This window comes from Shigella dysenteriae (genome assembly GCF_022354085.1).
Classification (GTDB): Bacteria; Pseudomonadota; Gammaproteobacteria; order Enterobacterales; family Enterobacteriaceae; genus Escherichia; species Escherichia coli.
In genome coordinates this window covers 605,761-629,726 of sequence record NZ_CP055055.1, presented here as the reverse complement: position 1 = coordinate 629,726, position 23,966 = coordinate 605,761, and the positions used below count along the sequence as shown (strand labels likewise).

Below are 23,966 nucleotides of genomic sequence, written 5' to 3'. Positions count from 1 at the left end.
TTTCGGTTTGATTACATAACAGGCTTAAGCCGGTTTTGTTAGCCCAAAAAATTCGCGGGCGGTTAATTCATCACGCGCAATCTGCGCTTTCAGTTCGTCCAGCGACGCAAATCGCTGCTCATTGCGTATTTTTTTACGCAGCACTACTTGTATATGGCGACCGTAAAGGTCCATTGCAACATCTAACAAATGCACTTCCAGCTGCTGGCGAATACCGGCAACCGTTGGGCGTGTTCCGATGTTTGCCACGCCGGGTAACGGCTTTTCACCGAGGCCCAGCACTTCTACCGCATAAACCCCTTTCACCGGGGAAACCTGACGGCGTAGCGGTACATTCGCCGTCGGGAAACCTATAGTGCGCCCTAATTCATCACCGTGGACTACACGCCCGGAGATGGCAAACGGGTGCCCCAGTAAACTTTCTGCCAGAGCCAGATTGTCATCAGCCAGCGCCTGACGCACGGCGGTGCTGCTGATACGCACACCACCTTCGCAAAAAGTTTGCGTACTGGTGATATCGAAGCCGTATTCCATGCCAGCTTTCTGTAATAACAAGAAATCGCCTTCACGACCAGCGCCAAAGCGGAAATCATCACCTACGGCAAGAAATTTTACGCGCAAATGCTTCACCAAAAGATCGCTGATGAAATTTTGCGCGGTTAACGCCGCAAAACGCCTGTCGAAACGCACGCACAGCACGTAATCAACGCCACACTCTGCAAGGTAACGCAGTTTTTCCCGCAGCCGGGTCAGCCGTGCCGGGGCTTTATCGATAGCAAACAGTTCCAGTGGTTGAGGTTCAAAAAGCATCACCATCACCGGTAAGTTGCGCTTGCGCCCTTCTTCCTGCAAGCCCTGTAACAGCGCGCGATGACCGCGATGCACGCCGTCGAAATTACCAATAGTCAGCACACACCCTTCTTGCGGGGCCTGGCTGAGATTATGTATGCCGCGTATCAGCTTCATGTCTGGCTCAAAACAGTGAAAATCGTCCGAGTATACCTTGTACAGCGGTCAAGGTTAACCGGCGATTGAGTACCGAAATCAGAAAGAAGTGGCTTTTCATTGCCATGGCGCAAATCACGGGAAGAAACTGACCGCCTGCTGCAATTTTTATCGCGGAAAAGCTGTATTCACACCCCGCAAGCTGGTAGAATCCTGCGCCATCACTACGTAACGAGTGCCGGCACATTAACGGCGCTTATTTGCACAAATCCATTGACAAAAGAAGGCTAAAAGGGCATATTCCTCGGCCTTTGAATTGTCCATATAGAACACATTTGGGAGTTGGACCTTGGCTAATATCAAATCAGCTAAGAAGCGCGCCATTCAGTCTGAAAAGGCTCGTAAGCACAACGCAAGCCGTCGCTCTATGATGCGTACTTTCATCAAGAAAGTATACGCAGCTATCGAAGCTGGCGACAAAGCTGCTGCACAGAAAGCATTTAACGAAATGCAACCGATCGTGGACCGTCAGGCTGCTAAAGGTCTGATCCACAAAAACAAAGCTGCACGTCATAAGGCTAACCTGACTGCACAGATCAACAAACTGGCTTAATCGCCAATTTGCTGAAGCTTTGTGAAAAAGCCCGCGCAAGCGGGTTTTTTTATGCCTGCTGCTTTTGTGATGCGTGAGAGAACACACTGCCGGTTGCCAGATAGTCAAAAGAGACATGCCGTTGTACTATCTGAACTCTTCGTGGCTTAAGAATCGTAGAACCATCGGCTGATACATTCTGAACAAGAATATCTACTCAATCTCCAGACTCCCCCACAAAGAATATGGATATTGTGATACACATTGAGGTATTAAACTTAAGACCACTCTATTTTTGAATTAAATTCCTATATACTTTAACCATTCATAAATATCTCCTCATTAGACCTTGTAAATTATTAACAGCAATCAACACAGGTTAAATACCTATTTATATTGTACTTCTTAAAATTAATGAGCGATTTTTGATAGTAGTCACATTCACTCATAAATTAAATTAATAAAAATTCATCAACTTCAAGGACTGATAATGACAGATGGTATCTCAACTTCGCCACATTGTCTTTATAAATCAAATATAGTAGATGATGTAATAATAAATAAAACAAGACAAAATGAGTTAGTAAAAGTGTTTTGCGAGTATAAAACAGAGTTCTTAATTTTGTTTGATGACTTTTTCAGAAGCCAGGATTTGCCTAAACCATCTCCAGTCCTTCATCATTTTTTTCAATATACTCATCTGAGAGATGCACATTTTTATAGATGTAAACTCATAGAACATACAGTTCAATTTTCTTTTTTTAAACACAAAGGCATCACATTACTTAGATTGGATGTTTTTGATGACAGAACAAGCGAATGTCTTTCTGAAGAGATTAAGATATATCAAGAATGCTATGAAAAATTTATTAAATTTTTAAAGGCAAACTTCAACCAGGAAATATACCCAGAGCTATACACTCCTGGAATATTTTATGAGGCCTGCAGAAATCTCCAGTCATTTTATGCTCATCAGGAGACGTCACAAAACGCTAAATATAGTGCACTAGACAAGAAAAAAAGTCATCTTAACCAGGAAATCAAAAAGCTAATTAAAAAAAATATTTTCCCTGAGCTATACAATGAGCAATGCAATAAAATCCCCTCCTCATCGACAGATGATAACCAGCAAATAACATGGCAGAATTTTAAAACTAGCAATTCGGCATATTCACAACTATGTGAAAAATTATCTTTATTTAAAAGCGTGCCCAGTCGGTTAATAGAAAAATCAGCTTACTGCTCAACTGAAAACATGATCACCAATAAATTTGATGTTGTCTTTTCTTACTGCGGAGATAATATAAAGGAATTTATACTTTTATTACCCTATAATAAATCGCTGGAGATGTATGAACTTAACGAGCAAAAGATCCAGTATGTGACTACCCCTAATATTAATATAAATAAACTGTTGCTATCAAATATAACAATAAAAAAGAGCAACCTTTCACATGGGTATTATTTTGGTTGTGTATTATCCAATATATCATGTTTTGAAAGCGACTTATCAAACACCATCTTTTCAAATGGAGAAATAAACAACCTCTTCATTAAAAAAAGCAACATATTTGGAACATCGTTCACTAATACCATGATAAAAAATTTGCGCTGTGAAGATATTATGCCTGGCCGATGGACCACTCAACTTGTCAATAAGCACTTAGGTTACAGATACACAGGAGTATTCAAAACCCTGGCAAGTATTGATGACAAACCGTCCCGTTTCGAAATTTTGATACCATTGGTACAAACTTTAGTTCGCGACAATGTAAAGCTAAATAATGATGTGTATAAAGAACTGAAAAAGTTTATGCACGATTACGACAAAACATCCCCAGAAATGAGAAAATACCTTCAGAGCATCAACGAGTCTATGTTCCTTATGAAAAAAATATCTCATCAAGATTAAAATACCCCAAAAAAGAAGTAATTTCAGAATGAAATTACCTGTGATAATTATTAATTAACTGCAGAGAAATAAAAAATAATCTGAAGCATGCTCTGAAACATCCTACTCTGTCACTCTAATGATGGCACCTTGCTCTTCTTATAAAGAAGGGAACAATTAAGAATATTAAATTTTCAAACTTTCATCAACTTCACATCAAGAAATTAAAAAATTTAAACATTAATCTAAATAATAACAACCTGATCACATAATCGGGTTTGAAAACGAGTGACCTTCCATACCAGTTAATTAAGGATGATTTATGAAAAAGTATATTATTCCCTTCGTTGCGACAACGTTGATGTTTAGCGCAACAACCTTCGCCAAGGATGTCGATCAAGGAACACTAACCATTAGAGGAGAAGTTGTTGATACAACGTGTTACTTTGTTAATGGTGATTCGACAACAGATATCGTTGTCGAAGATGTTGTAACCAGTGCAATGAATCAACTTATCAATAATGAAATCTATACTTTAAAAACCGGTTCAACCTCTCATGACTTAGAAATTCAGTGTGACGGAAATACAGCCCCAAGTATCGAAGTACTAGCATCAGAGTTTGATGCTAATAACTTTACGCTGAATAAAGGAACTGCTGAGAACATTGGCTTTGCCATTTTCCTCGATGATGGGACTTTGACCAGAATGAGACCAGGGTTAAAAACACCGCTGAAAGATAATGGCTCTGGTCAATATTTTCTTAATTTGAATGCACAATATGCCCGCACAAGTGGCAATCCAGTTACAAAAGGCTCCGTAGAGTCAACCGTAACGATTAAAATCAGTGCAGATTAACGTTTTTTGCCGGTAGCTCTGCTACCGGTATTATTTACGGAGTGATTACGTGAGAATAATAACAGCATTACTGATGTCATTTTTTATTTTACCTGTTCATGCCGGTGTGGTCATCTATGGTACGCGCATTATTTATCCTGAAAAAAACAGAGAAGTTCTCGTACAGTTAATGAATCAAAGTAAAAATGCCTCTTTAATTCAGGCATGGATCGATGATGGGAACACCACTATCGCGCCAGAAAAAATTCAGGTCCCATTTATTCTCACACCGCCAGTAAGTCGTGTAGCAGGTGGTTCTGGCCAACAACTTAAAATAAGAAAAATGCCAAACAACTTGCCTCACAATAAAGAAAGTTTATTTTATCTAAATGTTCTGGATATCCCTCCAAACAACCCACAAAATGCAGGAAAAAACAAAATTAAACTTGCATTGCAAAACCGTATAAAGCTACTTTGGCGTCCAAGCGGAATAGCTCCGGTAGATAAAAAAAGCCTTTCTCAATTAAATATCAAAAAGAAAAATAACGCCATCTCAATAAACAACGAAACAGCCAACTGGATAACGGTTACAACTATCAAAGCACAAAACGTGAAAGTTAATAATGAAAGTATCTTACTGCCTCCATTTTCAAATAACGACATTACATTAAAAAATAACCACGCATCAGAATATGAACTAACGGTAGTTGATGATTACGGGAATAACATCCATAGTAAAATCGCCGCGAGATAACAGGAAAAAGTCATGTTAAGGACGACACGATGGGTCGCTGCTATTATTTTTTTGTATTCTTTTCCGGGTTATGCTGAAGAAACTTTTGATACGCACTTTATGATTGGCGGCATGAGAGGAGAAAAAGTTTCCGAATATCGTTTCGATAATAAACAACCGCTTCCAGGAAACTACGAACTTGATTTTTATGTAAATAACCAGTGGCGTGGAAAACAAGATATCACGATCCCAGAGTCACCAGTCAAACCATGTCTGCCTAAGGTGCTACTAACCAAACTGGGGGTAAAGACCGGTAACCTCAATACAGAAGATAATTGTATTTTACTGGATGAAGCGGTTCATGGTGGACAATATCAGTGGGATATCAGTGAACACCGACTAAATTTAACAGTACCACAGGCGTATATCAATGAACTTGAAAGAGGCTACGTTCCCCCAGAAAGTTGGGATCGCGGCATTGATGCTTTTTATACCTCCTATAATTTAAGTCAGTATCGCTCTTATGACAGCAATAATAACAGTCATACAGCCAGTTATGGCCGGTTTAACAGCGGATTAAATTTATTTAGTTGGCAGTTACACTCTGATGCCAGTTATAGCAAACCTGATGATATGAAAGGCAAATGGCAAAGTAATACTCTTTACCTGGAACGTGGCTGGTCGCAGATATTAAGCACAGTTCAGATAGGAGAAAATTACACATCCTCACTCATATTCGACTCTCTGCGATTTAGCGGAATACGCTTATTTCGCGATATGCAAATGCTACCTGATTCTATGCAAAGCTTTACACCTTTAGTACAAGGTGTTGCGCAAAGTAACGCCTTGATAACGGTTTCGCAAAATGGCTATACCATTTACCAAAAAGAGGTTCCCCCAGGACCATTTACTATCGCAGATTTGCAACTTTCGGGCAGCGGCTCTGATCTCGATGTCAGCATTAAGGAAGCAGATGGTAGTGTTCGTTCCTTTTTGGTGCCCTACTCTTCCGTGCCCAATATGCTGCAACCTGGTATTTCAAATTTCGATTTTATAGCCGGACGTAGTCAGATATATGGTGTCAAGAATCAGGAGGACTTTCTCGAGGCAAATTATATATATGGCCTCAACAATCTTTTGACACTTTATGGCGGTACGATTTTATCCGATAACTATAATGCTATAACTCTGGGAAATGGTTGGAATACACCGCTGGGTGCCATCTCTTTTGACGCTACCCGATCGAGTAGTAAGTTAAATAATGATACCAGACACGAAGGTACGAGCTATCAGGTCGCCTATAATAAATATCTATTGCAAACGGCCACTCACTTTAGCGTGGCCGCCTGGCGTTATGCTTCGCAGGATTACAGGACATTCAGCGACCATCTTTACGAAAATGATAAAATAAATCATCAGAGTGACTATGACGATTTTTATGATATCGGCAGAAAAAATAGCCTTTCTGCCAATATAATGCAACCTTTATCCAATAATCTGGGAAATGTATCATTAAGTGCACTTTGGCGGAATTACTGGGGGCGAAGTGGAAATGCTAAAGATTACCAATTCAGTTACTCCAATAACTGGCAACACATTAGTTATACTTTCTCTGCCAGCCAATCCTATGATGAAAACGATAAAGAAGAGGAGCGTTTTAATCTGTTTATCTCCATTCCTTTCTACTGGGGTGATGATATTGCCAAAACACGTCACCAAATTAACTTATCGAATTCTACCTCATTTTCCAAAGATGGCTATTCCTCCAACAATACTGGAATTACTGGCATAGCCGGTGAACATGATCAGTTAAATTATGGTATATATGTTAATCAGCAACAACAAAATAATGATACCTCGCTTGGTACGAATTTAAGCTGGAGAACTCCAATCGCCACAATAGATGGCAGCTATAGCCATTCTAAAAACGCCTGGCAAAGTGGTGGAAGTATTAGTAGTGGATTAGTTGTCTGGCCCGGTGGTATTAATATCACTAACCAGCTATCCGATACATTTGCAATTCTGGATGCGCCTGGGTTAGAAGGCGCGCATATTAATGGACAAAAATACAACCGAACAAACAACAAAGGCCAGGTTGTTTACGACCTGATGATACCTCATCGTGAAAACCATCTGGTACTTGATACAGCAAACAGTGAAAGTGAAACAGAATTGCAGGGCAATCGTCAAATTATTGCGCCTTACCGTGGAGCAGTTTCTTATGTGCAGTTTACAACTGACCAACGTAAGCCCTGGTATATACAGGCACTGCGTCCCGATGGTTCGCCATTAACTTTTGGCTATGATGTACTGGATCTCCAGGAAAACAATATTGGAGTCGTTGGCCAGGGTAGTCGCCTTTTTATTCGCGTAGATGAAATTCCAACTGGCATAAAAGTTGCTCTCAATGATGAACAGAATTTATTCTGTACTATTAATTTTCAACACGTTATAGATGAAAACAAAACATATATATGCCAGTAAAAGGAGTTTACTATGAAGTGGCTTTTATTAATCACCTTGAGTCTATATTCTTTTATTGTGCAAAGTGCTCCCTGTGGATTGACCAATGTCGGGGAACAACGTGGAACATATATACTCAAGCCACTGAGTATGAAAGGTAATCTCACCGCCGAAAAAATTGAAAACACCGGAAATATCATTGAGTGTGCAGACTTGCAAGAGACGACTAACGCCATTAAAGTTCATTTTTTAACACAGAACGCTTTAAGGTTTAAAGTCGGAAGTCGTCATTATATTATTAATTTCCCCTTTGAATCTGACGGTAAAAAAATAGAGCTTCCAGGGAAGTCATCTTATAATTTAGAAGAGATGCTATCTGCGATAAATTTCACCATTCCATACTCTATCGCATCTGTATCAGATAGTTCCAACACCGCAGATATTTTTCCAGGAACTCCTTTTCCTTTGTTGTTCGAAATTGAAGTGAGTTCATGTACAGGGAATAACACTAATTGTAATAGCGTCCGCTTTAATTTTAATTTAAATACTATTTTACAGGTAAATTTAATGACCTGTGGTTTTGAAGATCAATCCATCGACACTGGACGATTTGTACTGTCTCGTATCAATAATGAAAATTATCAGTTTCATCATATAAGATTTGACTGCATCCAGGGCGAGCAAGGTGAATTAGTTTTTGAACCCAGTGACGTTGAATATTACTTTGAACCAGTGACGATACAGGAGTCAGGAACCAGCATATTAAAAAATGAGTTAGAAAACAGTGAGGACGGTGCGGGTCAAATAGGCTTTCAACTCTCCAATGATGGTACGAATGAAATCCAGTATGGTAAAAGCAATTACTACTCTTTTCAGCATCCCCATGAAGGAAGTAATCAGATTCCTCTATTTATTCGCCCGCGTACATATGGAAATAATGTCTCAAGCGGGCAAATAATGAACCGAGTCAAAATCGTGGTTATGTACAACTAATCTATCTCCCCCACCTTAACTTTGGGGGAGGTGCCGATTAACGCGCCGCTGGACTAAAAAGCGCAGAATAATCCGTATTGCAGATTCGCTGTACCGCCGGGTGCTGAATCATCCGCTCAGCAAAAATAGCATGGTACTCTTCCATCACATTCTCGACGCGACCAATTTCTACGACAGTTTTATCGGCATAAAAGTCATATGCATAAAGCGTTGGGGCAACGAAGATTGCATTGTGCATCGCACCAAAAGCTTTCATCAAAGCGGCATCATCAAACTCGCCAAGGATTTCTACGTTTAATCCCTGGGAGTTAAACCAGTTAAGTAATTTGCGCCCTAACATTGAACGTCGCCCAGGAATCAAAAGCCGCCGTTCTTCAAGACAAGCTGGGAACGGTTTTTCCGGCGGTGGATTTGTACACCAGAAACTCACGCCACATTCGCCAATTCTCACGGAGAACAGGCCTTCCTGCTGCGTAGAATCTATCGGACAGTCGGAAATGATCATATCCAGTTTATGCTGGCTTAATTGCTCCAGCAGCATTTCGTGGGTGGATTCGAAGCAGCGAAGATGAATTGGCTCACCTTCTACTACTGCAGCATTCAGCACGCTACTGACCAGACGTTTGGAAAGTGCATCAGCCACGCCAACGTCAAACAATAAATTGGATTCTTTGCGATAGTTCACGATATCCAGCATTTCCTGGCTCAAGGTGAACATTTTATCGGCATAGCGATAGACCAGCTCCCCCAGCTCGCTGGGCTCGAGACCACGTCCCTTGCGCTTAAATAATTTGCCTTGCAGGCGCTCTTCCAGCGCCCGAATCTGTCCGGTAATGGTTTGTGGTGTTAAATAAAGCGCCTCCGCTGCGCCAACCACAGAACCTTCTTTATAAACATGCCAGAAGTAATACAAGTGGTTGTAATTGATATGAGACATGCTCATTTCTCTCCCTGATAACAATGAAAAGGGAGCCGTTTATGGCTCCCCGGTAAACCGTCCTGTCAAACTGATGGACGCAAACGAACGCGTAACCAGCTGTATCCAATTACCGCCGAAGAGATAGAACCGACCAGGATACCGAGTTTCGCCCAGTTAATCAGTTCTGGATCTACGCTACCAAAGGCCAGGCTGGCAATAAAGATAGACATAGTAAAACCGATACCGCACAGGATCCCCACCGCCATAATTTGCTGATAAGTCGTTCCCTCAGGCAGATGCGCCAGTTTCAAACGCAGCGCCAACCAGCAGAACAGACTAATCCCCAGCGGTTTGCCAATCAGCAAGCCAGCGATGATCCCCAATGGCAGAATGGAGGTCAAGCCATCCAGCGTGACGCCTTGCAGTGAAACGCCAGCATTAGCAAATGCAAACAGTGGTAAAATCAGATACGCCACCCACGGGTGCAACACATGCTCCAGTCGCTTCGCTGGAGAACGCCCATGCTTCTCTTTCAAAGGAATAAAGAAGCCGACAATTACCCCCGCCAGGGTTGCGTGAACCCCCGATTTCAACACTGCAGTCCACAACACTACGCCAACCAGAATATAGACGCCCGTGCGGCGTACACCACACAGATTCAATACCGCGAGTACCGCAATTGCTACAGCCGCGACGCCAAGAGAGGCCATCGATAAGTCATTAGTGTAGAACAATGCGATGATAATGATGGCCCCAAGATCGTCGATAATAGCCAGAGCCATCAAAAAGATCTTCAGCGCTAACGGAACACGACTTCCCAATAGCGCCAGCACACCAAGTGCAAAGGCAATGTCAGTAGCCGCCGGGATCGCCCACCCTTCGCGGGTAATCGGATCGGCATAGTTAAAGGCCAGATAGAGTAATGCCGGCACAATCATCCCACCAATAGCGGCGATAACTGGAAATGCGGCCTGCCGTAAGCTGGCTAGCGATCCTTGCATCAGTTCACGTTTAACTTCCAGACCGACTAACAGGAAAAATACCGCCATCAGCGCGTCATTTATCCATAACAGCATGTTTTTGTTGATTTCGAGTGAACCAACCCGGAGCTGAACCGGCGTCTCCAGAAAGTCGTGATACCATCCACTGGTTGCGCCGCTGTTGGCCATCATCATCGCCAGGATAGCGGCAATGATAAGAATAATGCCTCCCGAGGCATCACTGCTAAAGAATCGATGCAGATGTTTCACTTTTTATTTCTCTTTCAGGTGAATAGATCGTTTTTACTATTTTACCCCGCACGAATCATCGTTAAAATCAGATTATAGTGTATGAATAATTCGTTTTTTACGATCTATAGAAGAATTTGTGCCATCAGCGGTGAGATGCGTTTTTGACGGCTGTAAGCGCTGACGGGTGACCCTAAGCCCTGATAATCATAGCTTAAGGTGAGGATTTCTGAGGGATTAATTAGGAAAAGTAATAATTAATTTGTTGTCAGTCGGCGATGTTTGTTAGGCCAATATTTCAAAAATAATCCAGCTTGTCGTCAATAATTGCGATGAAGAGATAAATTAAAGTTAAATAATTAAATCATTAAAAAATTACGCCATAAAAATGCGAGGCGTCTTCCGGATTAGAATCGATAAAACAGAATGGGTTAAAGAGAGCGATATAATAGCGGCGGGTGCTTGAGGCTGTCTGTCTCAGGCATTAGCTGAACGGCAGATAGAGAAAAGCCCCGAGTGATATTTTACCATCAACCCGAGGCCCCCTATATGCTGAACACATGTAGAGTGCCTCTTACTGACCGTAAGGTCAAGGAGAAGAGAGCAATGAAGCAGCATAAGGCGATGATTGTCGCCCTGATCGTCATCTGTATCACCGCCGTAGTGGCGGCGCTGGTAACGAGAAAAGACCTCTGTGAGGTTCACATCCGAACTGGCCAGACGGAGGTTGCTGTTTTCACGGCTTACGAATCCGAGTAAGAGCAACGGCGGGGAGTGATCCCCGCCACTTTACAGGTGCTCGCATATCTTCAACGCACCCTATTTTTACCCAGGCCTGCCCACGGGCAGGCTTTTGGGGAGGTTAGCGGGTCAGGTCGTCAAAAAACTTCTTCACACCATCAAAGAAGCTCTTTGAGCGCGGGCTGTTGTGCTCGCCGGTTGGGCCACCGAAGCTTTCTTGCAGCTCTTGCAGCAGCTGTTTCTGCTTCTCGTTCAGGCCTACAGGTGTTTCGACGACAACGCGGCACAGCAAATCACCCTGTGCGCCACCGCGGACAGACTTGACGCCTTTACCGCGCATACGGAATAGCTTACCGGTCTGGGTTTCGCCAGGCACTTTCAGTTTGACGCGACCATCAAGGGTCGGTACTTCGATTTCGCCACCCAGCGCCGCCATAGCGAAGTTGATCGGGACTTCGCAATACAGGTTGTTGCCTTCACGCTCGAAAATCGGGTGCTGTTTAACCTGAACCTGAACGTACAGATCGCCTGCCGGTGCGCCATGCTCGCCCGCTTCACCTTCGCCCGCAAGACGGATGCGGTCTCCAGTGTCCACCCCTGCCGGGATTTTAACGGACAGCGTTTTGCTGCGCTCAACACGACCATGACCATGACATTTGTTGCACGGATCTTTGATCAGCGTACCGCGGCCCTGACAGTGTGGACAGGTCTGCTGCACGGCAAAGAAACCCTGGCGCATCTGCACCTGACCAGAACCATGACAGGTCGGACAGGTCTGCGGCTGTGTACCTGGTTTTGCACCGCTACCGTGGCAAACGTCACACTCTTCCAGAGTCGGAATGCGGATCTCTTTGGTCACGCCACGTACAGCTTCTTCGAGGGTGAGCTCCATGTTATAGCGTAAATCAGCACCGCGCGCCGCACGTTGACGACCACGTCCGCCGCCAAAAATATCGCCGAAAACGTCACCAAAAATATCGCTGAAGTCTGCGCCGCCGCCAAAACCGCCGCCGCCCATGCCACCTTGCTCAAACGCAGCATGACCATACTGATCGTATGCCGCACGTTTTTGCGAGTCGGTCAGAACTTCATAAGCTTCCTTGATCTCTTTAAATTTCGCCTCGGCCTCTTTGTCACCCTGGTTACGGTCCGGGTGGTATTTCATGGCCAGGCGTTTGTAGGCCTTTTTGATTTCACGCTCTTCCGCTGTTTTGGAAACGCCTAAAATCTCGTAATAATCTTGCTTAGCCATCTTTTTTAAATTGCCCCTAGATGAATGCACGGGCGGAGAGGAAATTCCCCTTCGCCCGTGTCAGTATAATTACCCGTTTATAGGGCGATTATTTTTTGTCTTTGACTTCTTCAAATTCAGCGTCGACAACATCGTCATCTTTCGCGTTGTTTGCAGAAGCATCAGCACCGGCAGTCTGCTGCTGGGCATGTTGCTGCTGGGCGATTTCCATCAGTTTCTGGGAAACCTGTGCCAGTTCCTGCATTTTCGCTTCGATAGCGGCTTTGTCTTCACCTTTCAGAGCAGTTTCCAGTGCAGTCAGCGCAGACTCGATAGCAGTTTTGTCGTCAGCCGGCAGTTTGTCGCCTGCTTCTTCAACCTGCTTACGGGTGCTGTGCAGCAGATGGTCGCCCTGGTTGCGAGTCTGTACCAGCTCTTCAAACTTACGGTCAGCTTCGGCGTTAGCTTCTGCGTCGCGTACCATTTTCTGGATTTCATCTTCGTTCAGACCAGAAGACGCCTTGATGGTGATCTTCTGCTCTTTACCGCTGTTTTTATCTTTCGCGGAAACGTGCAGGATACCGTCAGCATCGATATCGAAGGTAACTTCGATCTGCGGCATGCCGCGCGGTGCCGGGTTGATACCATCCAGGTTGAACTGACCCAGAGATTTGTTATCAGCCGCACGTTTACGTTCACCCTGCAGCACATGGATGGTTACCGCAGACTGGTTGTCTTCAGCGGTAGAGAACACCTGGCTGTGCTTGGTCGGGATAGTGGTGTTTTTCGCGATCAGCGTCGTCATCACACCGCCCATGGTTTCGATACCCAGAGACAGCGGGGTAACGTCCAGCAGCAGTACGTCTTTTACGTCACCAGTCAGAACACCACCCTGAACAGCAGCACCGATTGCTACAGCTTCGTCCGGGTTAACGTCTTTACGCGGCTCTTTACCAAAGAACTCAGCAACTTTCTTCTGAACCATTGGCATACGAGTCTGACCACCAACGAGGATAACGTCGTCGATATCAGATACAGACAGGCCAGCGTCCTGCAGTGCAACTTTCAGCGGCTCGATGGAACGGTTAACCAGATCTTCAACCAGGCTTTCCAGTTTCGCACGAGTCACTTTGATGTTCATGTGTTTCGGACCGGTCGCGTCTGCAGTGATGTACGGCAGGTTAACGTCGGTCTGCTGAGCGGAAGACAGTTCGATTTTCGCTTTTTCTGCCGCTTCTTTCAGGCGCTGCATTGCCAGCGGATCGTTGCGCAGGTCAATGCCCTGATCTTTCTTGAATTCTTCAACCAGGTAGTTGATCAGACGGCTGTCGAAGTCTTCACCACCCAGGTGAGTATCACCGTTGGTTGCCAGAACTTCGAAGGTTTTTTCGCCGTCAACTTCGTCGATTTCGATAATAGAAATATCGAAAGTACCACCACCCAGGTCATAAACCGCGATAGTACGGTTGCCAGTACCTTTGTCCAGACCGTAAGCCAGCGCAGCTGCGGTCGGTTCGTTGATGATACGTTTTACTTCGAGACCAGCGATACGGCCTGCGTCTTTGGTTGCCTGACGCTGAGCATCGTTAAAGTATGCCGGTACGGTGATAACAGCTTCAGTTACCGGTTCACCCAGGTAATCTTCAGCGGTTTTCTTCATTTTTTTCAGCACTTCAGCAGAAATCTGCGGCGGTGCCATTTTCTGGCCTTTAACTTCGACCCATGCGTCGCCGTTATCAGCAGCAATAATTTTGAACGGCATGATGGAAACATCACGCTGTACTTCTTCGTCCTGGAAGCGGCGGCCAATCAGGCGTTTAATCGCAAACAGGGTGTTTTGCGGGTTCGTCACTGCCTGACGTTTAGCCGGCTGACCAACCAGAGTTTCACCATCCTGGGTATAGGCAATAATAGAAGGCGTGGTGCGATCGCCTTCGGCGTTCTCCAGCACGCGAGGAGTGGTGCCATCCATAATCGCTACACAAGAGTTGGTAGTACCCAGGTCGATACCAATTATTTTACCCATCTAAACGTCTCCACTATATATTCGGTCATCATGTGGTTGTGAGTCTGTAATAGGGGCGAAACGTCTGGTTTCAACTGCCCAATTTCATTTTTTTGCAGACTCACTCACTGCGGTTGACTACTAAATGGGGTCGTAACCCACGTCATCAAGGGGGAGATGCAAAAATTTTTTGTGCTTTTGCGCAGAAATTTCGCGATATGGCAGGACAAGACGTAAAATTGACAGCAATTTTATTCATATAAAGAATGAATCGCAGTCAAGGTATTCATCAAAAAATTGTAATAAAAAGAAAAGATTACGTGCCTGAATCTTCTCTTTATCAGCAGTAAACTAGTGGGTATTCATCCCCCTACCTCTTCCCACTAAGAGAATCCTTATGAAATCCGTTTTTACGATTTCCGCCAGCCTGGCGATTAGCCTGATGCTGTGCTGCACGGCGCAGGCAAACGACCATAAACTCCTCGGCGTCATTGCAATGCCGCGTAACGAAACCAACGATCTGGCGCTGAAACTTCCTGTTTGTCGCATTGTGAAACGCATACAACTCTCTGCCGACCATGGCGATTTACAGTTAAGCGGTGCATCGGTTTATTTCAAAGCCGCCCGTAGCGCCAGTCAGAGCCTGAATATTCCTTCAGAAATAAAAGAAGGGCAAACCACTGACTGGATCAACATTAACAGCGATAACGACAATAAACGCTGCGTCTCAAAAATCACCTTTTCCGGTCATACGGTGAACTCATCGGATATGGCCACGCTGAAAATTATCGGCGACGACTAACGCCAGAATATAGAAGCCACAAAAAATGAATGTTAATTACCTGAATGATTCAGATCTGGATTTTCTCCAGCATTGTAGTGAGGAACAGTTAGCAAATTTCGCCCGGCTGCTCACCCATAATGAAAAAGGCAAAACTCGCCTCTCCAGCGTACTGATGCGCAACGAACTGTTTAAATCGATGGAAGGACATCCCGAGCAACATCGCCGCAACTGGCAGCTGATTGCTGGAGAATTACAGCATTTTGGTGGCGATAGTATCGCCAACAAACTGCGCGGACACGGTAAATTGTATCGGGCCATTTTGCTCGATGTTTCAAAGCGATTGAAGCTGAAAGCCGACAAAGAGATGTCTACGTTTGAAATTGAGCAACAGTTACTGGAACAATTTCTGCGTAATACCTGGAAGAAAATGGACGAGGAACATAAGCAGGAGTTTCTGCACGCGGTCGATGCCAGGGTGAATGAGCTGGAAGAGCTGCTGCCGCTGCTGATGAAAGACAAATTATTGGCAAAAGGTGTGTCGCATTTGCTTTCCAGCCAATTGACCCGCATTTTACGCACCCACGCAGCAATGAGCGTGCTTGGGCATGGTTTGCTGCGCGGCGCGGGTCTGGGAGGCCCTGTGGGCGCAGCATTAAATGGGGTTAAAGCGGTCAGCGGCAGCGCCTATCGCGTGACGATTCCAGCCGTACTGCAAATCGCCTGCCTGCGCCGGATGGTTAGCGCCACTCAGGTCTGATACCGGAAACCGGGGAAAATTTTCATTTTCCCCTCAAAAGATCGTAGACACTGCCCCACTGGCTGATTATTATGCCGCGCCCTGAAAACACTACAGTTATTCAGGGAAATTATTTCACCATTCATTCGATGATGATTTTTGAGGAATTATGGGCAACACTAAGTTGGCTAATCCGGCACCGCTGGGCCTGATGGGCTTCGGCATGACCACCATTCTGCTTAACCTGCACAACGTGGGTTATTTCGCTCTGGACGGTATTATTCTTGCCATGGGCATTTTCTACGGCGGCATCGCGCAAATTTTTGCCGGTCTGCTGGAGTACAAAAAAGGCAACACTTTCGGTTTAACCGCATTCACCTCTTACGGTTCTTTCTGGCTGACGCTGGTTGCGATTCTGCTGATGCCGAAACTGGGTCTGACCGATGCGCCAAATGCACAGTTCCTTGGTGTCTACCTGGGTCTGTGGGGCGTATTTACGCTGTTTATGTTCTTCGGCACTCTGAAAGGCGCACGCGTCCTGCAATTCGTTTTCTTTAGCCTGACCGTGCTGTTTGCCCTGCTGGCGATCGGTAACATTGCCGGTAATGCCGCGATCATCCACTTTGCCGGCTGGATTGGTCTGATCTGCGGTGCCAGCGCAATCTATCTGGCGATGGGTGAAGTGCTGAACGAGCAGTTTGGTCGCACCGTTCTGCCGATTGGTGAATCCCACTAATTGTTTTGAGATCCCCCCGCTCGGGGGGATTTTTTTATTCGCTAACGTCGCGTCTTGCACTCTTCGGTCTGAATGCAGCAACCACTTCTGGTGCCGTTTCAACGTATGGCCCTTCCAGCAACTGAATGCAGTACGGTACGCTGGCAAAAATACCGTGTACCACAACGTTACCCTCAGCGTCCTTCACACCTTCCAGCGTCTCTTTAATAGACTTCGGCTGACCAGGTAAGTTAAGGATCAGCGCCTGTTTGCGAATCACACCCACCTGACGCGAAAGGATCGCAGTTGGTACAAAATGCAGGCTGATCTGGCGCATCTGTTCACCAAAGCCAGGCATCTCGCGGTCCGCTACTGCCAGCGTCGCATCGGGCGTTACGTCACGACGCGCCGGGCCAGTTCCGCCCGTGGTGAGCACCAGATGGCAACTCATTTCATCCACCAGCTCACACAACGTTTGCTCGATGATCGCCTGCTCATCGGGGATTAAGCGGGTTTCCAGTTCAAACGGCGTGGTTAGCGCCGATGTCAGCCATTCTTCCAGCGCAGGGATACCTTTATCCTGATAAACGCCGCTGGATGCGCGATCAGAGATGGAAACTAAGCCAATACGTAAAGTATTCATCAAGATTTTTCCGTTTAAACAGTCTCGTTAAACAGAATGATACACTGCGAAGGGAGTGACAGACAGGCTTCAGAAGAGGTAGCGTGACCGACTTCCCGGTCACGCTAAGAATGATTACAGCAGATCGCCGATCATTTTTTCCAGTTTTTCCTGGTCAATAGCAAACTTACGGATACCTTCCGCCAGTTTATCTACTGCCATTGGATCCTGGTTGTGCTGCCACAGGAACTCGGACTCAGTGATACGCGCCGGACGCGCTTTCACTTCGCCGGTGTAAGACAGTTTACGTTCGATAGCCCCTTCGCTCTCCGCCAGCTCTTTCAGCAGTGCCGGTGCGATGGTCAGACGGTCGCAGCCTGCCAGTTCCAGAATTTCGCCGATGTTACGGAAGCTTGCGCCCATAACCACGGTTTCATAACCGTGCTCTTTGTAGTACTGGTAGATTTCAGATACAGAAACCACGCCCGGATCTTCTGCCGGAGCGTACTCTTTCTTATCGGTATTCGCTTTGTACCAGTCAAGAATACGGCCAACAAACGGCGAGATCAGGAACACGCCCGCTTCCGCACAAGCACGAGCCTGAGCGAAGGAGAACAGCAGGGTCAGGTTACAGTTGATGCCTTCTTTTTCCAGCTGTTCTGCAGCACGGATACCCTGCCAGGTAGAAGCCAGTTTGATCAGAATACGATCGTTGCTAATACCTGCATCGTTGTAGAGTTTGATCAGGCGTTTTGCTTTCGCAATTGACGCTTCGGTGTCATAGGAAAGACGCGCATCAACTTCAGTTGAGATACGGCCCGGAACCAGTTTCAGGATTTCCAGACCAATATTTACTGCCAGTTTGTCGGTCGCGTCCACGATCTGCTGCGCGCGATCGTTGCTCTGCTGTTTCGCCCAGGCGACAGCATCATCAATCAACTTACGATATTCCGGAATCTGCGCTGCGTTAAGAATGAGAGAAGGGTTGGTTGTGGCATCCTGCGGTTGATACAGCTTCATTGCCGCGATGTCCCCAGTGTCGGCCACTACGGTGGTGTACTGACGAAGGGAGGTCAATTTGTCCGTCATGATAGTATTTCTCTTTAAACAGCTTGTTAGGGGGATGTAACCGGTCTGCCCTGATGATATCACGACGCAACGTCAGCGCAACCGCCGACAAGACGGTTATCGCCAGGCGAGACTGTTTCGGATTTCTGACACTGCGTTGATATCGCCCGCCATTTTTAAACAAAACCTCATGTATGCTACGCAGAAGTTATCAAGTACCTCGTAGCGTATATACTTCTTAAACAATTGGTAACGTTTACACAGGAAAGTCATCGCGACCGGCAATAAGAGGGATATGCATGCCAGATTTTTTCTCCTTTATTAACAGCGTCCTTTGGGGATCGGTAATGATTTACCTGCTCTTCGGCGCAGGTTGTTGGTTCACTTTTCGCACCGGATTTGTGCAGTTTCGCTACATCCGCCAGTTTGGCAAAAGTCTTAAAAATAGCATTCATCCACAGCCAGGCGGTTTAACCTCATTTCAGTCATTGTGTACCAGTCTTGCGGCGCGCGTGGGTAGCGGCAACCTGGCCGGCGTTGCGCTGGCTATTACCGCCGGTGGACCTGGAGCCGTCTTTTGGATGTGGGTTGCCGCGTTTATCGGCATGGCGACCTCGTTTGCCGAATGTTCCCTTGCACAACTTTATAAAGAACGTGACGTCAATGGGCAGTTTCGTGGCGGACCGGCATGGTATATGGCGCGCGGGCTGGGGATGCGCTGGATGGGCGTTCTGTTCGCCGTCTTTTTGCTCATCGCCTACGGCATAATTTTCAGCGGAGTTCAGGCAAACGCTGTTGCCCGAGCTCTGAGTTTTTCTTTTGATTTTCCCCCGCTGGTGACAGGCATTATTCTTGCTGTCTTTGCTCTGCTGGCAATCATTCGCGGTCTTCATGGCGTCGCCCGGCTCATGCAGGGGTTTGTCCCGTTGATGGCGATAATCTGGGTACTGACCAGCCTGGTGATTTGCGTAATAAATATCGGGCAACTTCCCCACGTCATTTGGTCTATTTTTGAGAGTGCTTTTGGCTGGCAGGAAGCGGCAGGCGGCGCGGCGGGATATACCTTAAGCCAGGCGATTACTAACGGTTTTCAGCGCAGTATGTTTTCCAATGAGGCGGGAATGGGTTCGACGCCAAACGCGGCAGCGGCAGCGGCAGCGGCGTCCTGGCCTCCGCATCCGGCAGCGCAAGGAATTGTCCAGATGATTGGCATTTTTATCGACACCCTGGTCATCTGTACGGCAAGCGCCATGCTGATATTACTGGCGGGTAACGGCACAACCTACATGCCGCTGGAAGGTATTCAGCTTATCCAGAAGGCGATGCGGGTGCTAATGGGTTCCTGGGGTGCTGAGTTTGTTACCCTCGTGGTTATTCTGTTTGCCTTCAGCTCCATCGTTGCCAACTACATTTATGCCGAAAACAATCTCTTCTTTTTACGCCTGAACAACCCTAAAGCGATCTGGTGTTTGCGGATCTGCACCTTCGCAACGGTCATCGGCGGCACCTTGCTAAGTCTTCCGCTGATGTGGCAACTGGCAGATATCATAATGGCCTGCATGGCTATTACCAATTTGACCGCCATTTTACTGCTCTCGCCTGTGGTTCATACCATTGCCAGTGATTATCTACGCCAGCGTAAACTCGGCGTGCGCCCGGTGTTTGATCCGTTGCGTTATCCGGATATCGGTCGCCAGCTTTCTCGGGACGCGTGGGATGATGTTTCGCAGGAGTAATCACAACTATCGATCAACTCATTCTCGTTTTTTGCTAAAGTCGGCATAAATTTCCTGCAAGGACTGGATATGCTGATTCTTATTTCACCTGCGAAAACGCTTGATTACCAAAGCCCGTTGACCACCACGCGATATACACTGCCGGAGCTGTTAGACAATTCCCAGCAGTTGATCCATGAAGCGCGGAAACTGACGCCTCCGCAGATTAGCACGCTGATGCGTATCAGCGACAAACTGGCAGGTATCAACGCCGCTCGCTTTCATGACTGGCAGCCAGATTTCACGCCGGAGAATGCCCGCCAGGCGATTCTGGCGTTTAAAGGTGATGTCTACACCGGCTTGCAGGCCGAAACCTTCAGCGAAGACGATTTCGATTTTGCCCAACAGCATTTGCGAATGCTTTCCGGCTTGTATGGCGTACTGCGCCCGCTCGATTTAATGCAGCCTTATCGTCTGGAAATGGGGATCCGTCTTGAGAATGCCCGAGGGAAAGATCTGTATCAATTCTGGGGAGATATCATCACCAACAAGCTGAACGAGGCGCTCGCAGCACAAGGCGATAATGTGGTGATTAATCTGGCGTCAGATGAGTATTTTAAATCGGTGAAGCCGAAGAAATTGAATGCCGAGATTATCAAGCCGGTGTTCCTCGATGAGAAGAACGGCAAATTTAAGATAATCAGCTTCTACGCTAAGAAAGCACGCGGTCTGATGAGTCGTTTCATTATTGAAAATCGGCTGACCAAACCAGAGCAACTGACTGGTTTTAATAGCGAAGGTTACTTCTTTGATGAAGCTTCCTCCAGCAATGGCGAACTGGTGTTTAAACGCTACGAGCAGCGTTAAGTTTGTAGTCAATGCCGGATGCGGCGTGGACGCCTTATCCGGCCTACAAAAGCATGCAGATTCAATATATTGCAGAATTCATGTAGGCCTGATAAGACGCGCCAGCGTCGCATCAGGCGCTGAATGCCGGATTGTTACCCGGCATTTGTCATTTAGCGGTGATGTTTGCCTGGACCATGACCGCCGTGATGATCATGATGAGCTTTCTTATGGTGACGCGGCGGTGGCGGCGGTCCGTGTGGGTGCCAGCGATTGCCTCGCCATTCATAATGTTGTTTCCACCAGCCGTGGTCGCGCCAGTGACCGCCATCCCAGTAATAGCCACGATTATCACGATCGCCTATCTGTAATTTTACTGACGGGACTAACGTAATTTCCGCAGCCTGCGTTGCCATGGGAGCGACCAGAACCAGGGAAAGTGCGAGTACGATAGATTGCATCTTTTTCACAGGTTACTCCTTTTATCATTGCCCGTTATGGGTCGATATCCGGAGATTACGCGATGAGAACGGCGGTTGTTATTCTCCGCAATCCTAATCTCTAAGTTACCGCATTTATTGAGAATTTCTCCTTTTTCCCTGTCGTTTCTCTCCATATTTTCTTCACAAAAAAGCCGGGCTGCATAAAAGCAAACCCGGCCTGATTGAGATAATGAATAGATGTTACTGATGATTCATCATCAATTTACGCAACGCAGCAAAATCGGCGGGCAGATTATGCGAAAGCAAGGGTAAATCGGCACGTTCTGCCAGCTCTTTTGGCAGATCCAACGTTTCACCGAGAATCGCTTCCACGCTCTCTTTAAATTTCGCCGGATGCGCGGTGCCGAGGAACAAGCCATATTCGCCTGGATTCAACTGGTCACGCAGCGCACGATACGCTACGGCAGCGTGCGGCTCCGAAGTGTAGCCCAGTTCTTTTAACTCACGCATTGTCTGTTGCGTGGTTTCATCATCCACGGCTGCATAACCCAGCTCTTTCAGTTGCCAGATTTTGCGGCGGAACAACTCTTCCACACGCGGCCAGTTGTTCGGCTGACTCACGTCCATCGCGTTGGATAACGTCGCCTGAGTCGCTTTGGGTGACCACTGACCGTCGTGCAGGAAACGTGGCACGGTATCGTTCACGTTGGTCGCAGCAATAAAACGTTTCACCGGCAGACCGAGTGACTTCGCCAGCAGACCCGCCGTCAAATCGCCGAAGTTTCCGCTTGGCACCGAGACAACCAGCTGGTTGCGCGCCTCCTGCGGCAGCTGCGCAACAGCTTCAAAGTAGTAGCAAATCTGCGCCAGCAAGCGGCTGATGTTAATCGAGTTAGCTGAGTTTAACCCCAGCGCCACTTTCAGCTCTTCATCATCAAACGCCTGCTTCACCAGCGCCTGACAGGCATCGAAATCGCCGTCGATGGCAACAGTTTCGATATTGCCGCCCAATGTACAGAACAGTTTTTCTTGCAGTGGACTGATTTTGCCTCGTGGATAGAGGATAACCACTTTCACATTCGGTAAACCGTAGAAAGCATGAGCCACTGCCGCTCCGGTATCACCGGAGGTCGCGGTCAGAATGGTCACTGGCTTATCGCCCGCAATATGGGTCAGCATTTGTGCCATAAAGCGACCGCCGAAATCTTTAAATGCCAGCGTTGGCCCGTGGAACAATTCCAGACAACCGACATCGCTTTCAACATTGGCGACCGGAGCCGGGAAGGCAAACGCCGCGCGCACGCGCTCTTCCAGGATTTCCTGCGGGATTTCATCACCAATAAACGCCGAGAGGATCTTCGCACTGCGGGTGACAAAATCCAGCTTCAGCATCTCATCAATTTCAGTCAGGCTGAATTCCGGCAGGTCGTGCGGAAAAAACAGCCCCTGATTTTTGCCCAACCCCTGGGTTACGGCTTGCGCAAAGCTGACCTGCTCATTGTGATCTTTCAGATTGTAGAGTTTCATTTAGTTTTCCAGTACTCGTGCGCCCGCCGTATCCAGCCGGCAAATATGAACAAAACCTTCCTGATTTTGCAGGTAGTTCTTACCCAACCAGTCGGCAACGCGCTGGGCGGTATCCGGCTTGTCACACAGAGCGAACAAGGTCGGGCCGGAGCCGGAGATACCGCTCGCTACCGCGCCGATTTCCGCGACCGCCTGCCGCGCCTGCCGGAAGCCAGGCAGTAACCGTTCACGGTAGGGTTCTGCGATAACATCTTTCATCAGCTTCGCGGCAAGCTCAGGCTGACGGGAATAGCAGGCGTGAATGAAGCCTGCCAGATGTCGCCCGTGCGCAATGCAATCCTGGCGGCGATACTGCGCCGGTAAAATAGCCCGGGCTTCTGCCGTCGAGACTTTAATCCCCGGATACGCCAGCACCCACAGCCACTCATCAAACCCTGGCACTTGCTGGCTGATGATGTCGTTTTCTTCGATCATCAACTGCATACCACCAAGAAAACACGGTGCCACGTTGTCGTAATGAATGCTGCCGGAGATTCGTCCTTCCAGCTCGCCCATCAAAGCCAGCAAACGAGAGTCATTAAGCGGCTTGCCACAGTGTTCATTCATCGCCATCAGCGCCGCGACCACCGAACAGGCGCTGGAGCCTAAGCCCGAACCGATCGGCATATTCTTTTCCAGAGTCATCGCCACTGGAATTTGCTTCCCAAGCTCCTGGCAAAAACGCTCCCAGCACTGATAAACGATATTTTCCCGTGGTTCTGACGGCAGCTTATCGGCAAAGCGTCCGAGGTTGTTGAGACTGAATGTCTCTGCCGCCTCAACCGTGACTACATCTCCGAGCAATGCACCATCAACGGGTGTCACCGCCGCCCCGAGCACATCAAACCCGACGCTCATATTGGCACTGGAAGCCGGGGCATAAACTTTAACCAT

General features: G+C 46.9%; 23 protein-coding genes. 12 read left to right on the top strand and 11 right to left on the bottom strand.

What is annotated here, in order from left to right:
* Nucleotides 1–24: 24 nt before the first annotated feature.
* Both ribF and HUZ68_RS03015 read right to left on the bottom strand, forming a co-directional pair.
* Nucleotides 25–966, bottom strand: coding sequence for a bifunctional riboflavin kinase/FAD synthetase (gene ribF, locus HUZ68_RS03020; protein WP_033814589.1), 942 nt, complete (start codon nt 964–966; stop codon nt 25–27).
* Nucleotides 967–973: 7 nt separating this feature from the next.
* Nucleotides 974–1,192: a DUF2575 family protein gene (locus HUZ68_RS03015; RefSeq protein ID WP_001300728.1), complete on the bottom strand. Its 219-nt coding sequence runs from the start codon at nt 1,190–1,192 to the stop codon at nt 974–976.
* A 102-nt stretch (nt 1,193–1,294) separates the two neighbouring features.
* Between HUZ68_RS03015 and rpsT the strand changes: the two genes are divergently transcribed.
* The 6 genes from rpsT to HUZ68_RS02985 all read left to right on the top strand — a co-directional run bounded on the left by rpsT (nt 1,295) and on the right by HUZ68_RS02985 (nt 8,452).
* The gene (gene rpsT / locus HUZ68_RS03010; protein ID WP_001274021.1) at nt 1,295–1,558 is read left to right on the top strand and encodes a 30S ribosomal protein S20; all 264 of its coding nucleotides are present in this window, start codon (nt 1,295–1,297) and stop codon (nt 1,556–1,558) included.
* Nucleotides 1,559–2,027: 469 nt separating this feature from the next.
* Nucleotides 2,028–3,449, top strand: coding sequence for a type III secretion system effector EspX1 (espX1, locus tag HUZ68_RS03005; protein WP_033814590.1), 1,422 nt, complete (start codon nt 2,028–2,030; stop codon nt 3,447–3,449).
* 301 nt (nt 3,450–3,750) lie between these two features.
* Entirely contained in the window at nt 3,751–4,284 is a 534-nt protein-coding gene (locus HUZ68_RS03000; protein ID WP_000759928.1) for a fimbrial protein, read from the top strand.
* 49 nt (nt 4,285–4,333) lie between these two features.
* Nucleotides 4,334–5,017, top strand: coding sequence for a fimbria/pilus periplasmic chaperone (locus tag HUZ68_RS02995; protein ID WP_001306194.1), 684 nt, complete (start codon nt 4,334–4,336; stop codon nt 5,015–5,017).
* Between the two features lie 12 nt (nt 5,018–5,029).
* Nucleotides 5,030–7,480, top strand: a complete 2,451-nt coding sequence (locus HUZ68_RS02990) for a fimbrial biogenesis outer membrane usher protein (RefSeq protein ID WP_033814591.1) — start codon at nt 5,030–5,032, stop codon at nt 7,478–7,480.
* Between the two features lie 12 nt (nt 7,481–7,492).
* Nucleotides 7,493–8,452, top strand: a complete 960-nt coding sequence (locus HUZ68_RS02985; protein ID WP_033814592.1) for a hypothetical protein — start codon at nt 7,493–7,495, stop codon at nt 8,450–8,452.
* Nucleotides 8,453–8,489: 37 nt separating this feature from the next.
* Here HUZ68_RS02985 and nhaR read toward each other — a convergent pair whose 3' ends face one another.
* Together nhaR and nhaA are read right to left on the bottom strand one after the other, a co-directional pair.
* Nucleotides 8,490–9,389 (bottom strand): transcriptional activator NhaR, encoded by a 900-nt coding sequence (gene nhaR / locus HUZ68_RS02980; protein ID WP_001300855.1) that lies wholly within the window; start codon nt 9,387–9,389, stop codon nt 8,490–8,492.
* Between the two features lie 65 nt (nt 9,390–9,454).
* Nucleotides 9,455–10,621 carry a Na+/H+ antiporter NhaA gene (nhaA, locus tag HUZ68_RS02975; RefSeq protein ID WP_000681368.1) on the bottom strand — a complete coding sequence of 389 codons (1,167 nt, stop codon included), beginning with the start codon at nt 10,619–10,621 and terminating at the stop codon, nt 9,455–9,457.
* A gap of 585 nt (nt 10,622–11,206) precedes the next feature.
* On the opposite strand from nhaA, the gene mokC reads away from it, so the two are divergent.
* Nucleotides 11,207–11,359: a type I toxin-antitoxin system toxin MokC gene (gene mokC / locus HUZ68_RS02970; RefSeq protein WP_000809168.1), complete on the top strand. Its 153-nt coding sequence runs from the start codon at nt 11,207–11,209 to the stop codon at nt 11,357–11,359.
* A 103-nt stretch (nt 11,360–11,462) separates the two neighbouring features.
* On the opposite strand, the gene dnaJ is transcribed toward mokC, so the two are convergent.
* Nucleotides 11,463–12,593 carry a molecular chaperone DnaJ gene (gene dnaJ, locus HUZ68_RS02965; RefSeq protein ID WP_001118464.1) on the bottom strand — a complete coding sequence of 377 codons (1,131 nt, stop codon included), beginning with the start codon at nt 12,591–12,593 and terminating at the stop codon, nt 11,463–11,465.
* Nucleotides 12,594–12,681: 88 nt separating this feature from the next.
* Complete coding sequence (dnaK, locus tag HUZ68_RS02960; protein ID WP_000516135.1) at nt 12,682–14,598, bottom strand: molecular chaperone DnaK; 1,917 nt, start codon at nt 14,596–14,598, stop codon at nt 12,682–12,684.
* Between the two features lie 376 nt (nt 14,599–14,974).
* On the opposite strand from dnaK, the gene HUZ68_RS02955 reads away from it, so the two are divergent.
* The 3 genes from HUZ68_RS02955 to satP all read left to right on the top strand — a co-directional run bounded on the left by HUZ68_RS02955 (nt 14,975) and on the right by satP (nt 16,833).
* Nucleotides 14,975–15,379, top strand: a complete 405-nt coding sequence (locus HUZ68_RS02955) for a DUF2541 family protein (protein WP_000843568.1) — start codon at nt 14,975–14,977, stop codon at nt 15,377–15,379.
* A 25-nt stretch (nt 15,380–15,404) separates the two neighbouring features.
* Nucleotides 15,405–16,118 (top strand): acidic protein MsyB, encoded by a 714-nt coding sequence (msyB, locus tag HUZ68_RS02950; protein WP_001102367.1) that lies wholly within the window; start codon nt 15,405–15,407, stop codon nt 16,116–16,118.
* 148 nt (nt 16,119–16,266) lie between these two features.
* Nucleotides 16,267–16,833, top strand: a complete 567-nt coding sequence (gene satP, locus HUZ68_RS02945) for an acetate uptake transporter (protein ID WP_000528538.1) — start codon at nt 16,267–16,269, stop codon at nt 16,831–16,833.
* 34 nt (nt 16,834–16,867) lie between these two features.
* Here the strand turns inward: satP and mog are convergent, their stop codons facing one another.
* On the bottom strand, nt 16,868–17,455 hold the full coding sequence (gene mog / locus HUZ68_RS02940; RefSeq protein WP_001295414.1) for a molybdopterin adenylyltransferase: 588 nt from the start codon (nt 17,453–17,455) through the stop codon (nt 16,868–16,870).
* A gap of 114 nt (nt 17,456–17,569) precedes the next feature.
* Nucleotides 17,570–18,523, bottom strand: a complete 954-nt coding sequence (gene tal, locus HUZ68_RS02935) for a transaldolase (RefSeq protein ID WP_000130185.1) — start codon at nt 18,521–18,523, stop codon at nt 17,570–17,572.
* A 278-nt stretch (nt 18,524–18,801) separates the two neighbouring features.
* On the opposite strand from tal, the gene HUZ68_RS02930 reads away from it, so the two are divergent.
* Together HUZ68_RS02930 and yaaA are read left to right on the top strand one after the other, a co-directional pair.
* Nucleotides 18,802–20,238, top strand: coding sequence for an alanine/glycine:cation symporter family protein (locus HUZ68_RS02930; protein ID WP_231255731.1), 1,437 nt, complete (start codon nt 18,802–18,804; stop codon nt 20,236–20,238).
* Between the two features lie 69 nt (nt 20,239–20,307).
* A complete protein-coding gene (gene yaaA, locus HUZ68_RS02925; RefSeq protein ID WP_000906203.1) occupies nt 20,308–21,084 on the top strand; it encodes a peroxide stress protein YaaA in 777 nt (258 codons plus the stop codon).
* Nucleotides 21,085–21,236: 152 nt separating this feature from the next.
* Here yaaA and HUZ68_RS02920 read toward each other — a convergent pair whose 3' ends face one another.
* The 3 genes from HUZ68_RS02920 to thrB all read right to left on the bottom strand — a co-directional run bounded on the left by HUZ68_RS02920 (nt 21,237) and on the right by thrB (nt 23,966).
* The gene (locus tag HUZ68_RS02920; RefSeq protein WP_000738742.1) at nt 21,237–21,533 is read right to left on the bottom strand and encodes a DUF2502 domain-containing protein; all 297 of its coding nucleotides are present in this window, start codon (nt 21,531–21,533) and stop codon (nt 21,237–21,239) included.
* A 213-nt stretch (nt 21,534–21,746) separates the two neighbouring features.
* Nucleotides 21,747–23,033 (bottom strand): threonine synthase, encoded by a 1,287-nt coding sequence (gene thrC, locus HUZ68_RS02915; protein WP_000781063.1) that lies wholly within the window; start codon nt 23,031–23,033, stop codon nt 21,747–21,749.
* Complete coding sequence (gene thrB, locus HUZ68_RS02910) at nt 23,034–23,966, bottom strand: homoserine kinase (protein ID WP_098031310.1); 933 nt, start codon at nt 23,964–23,966, stop codon at nt 23,034–23,036.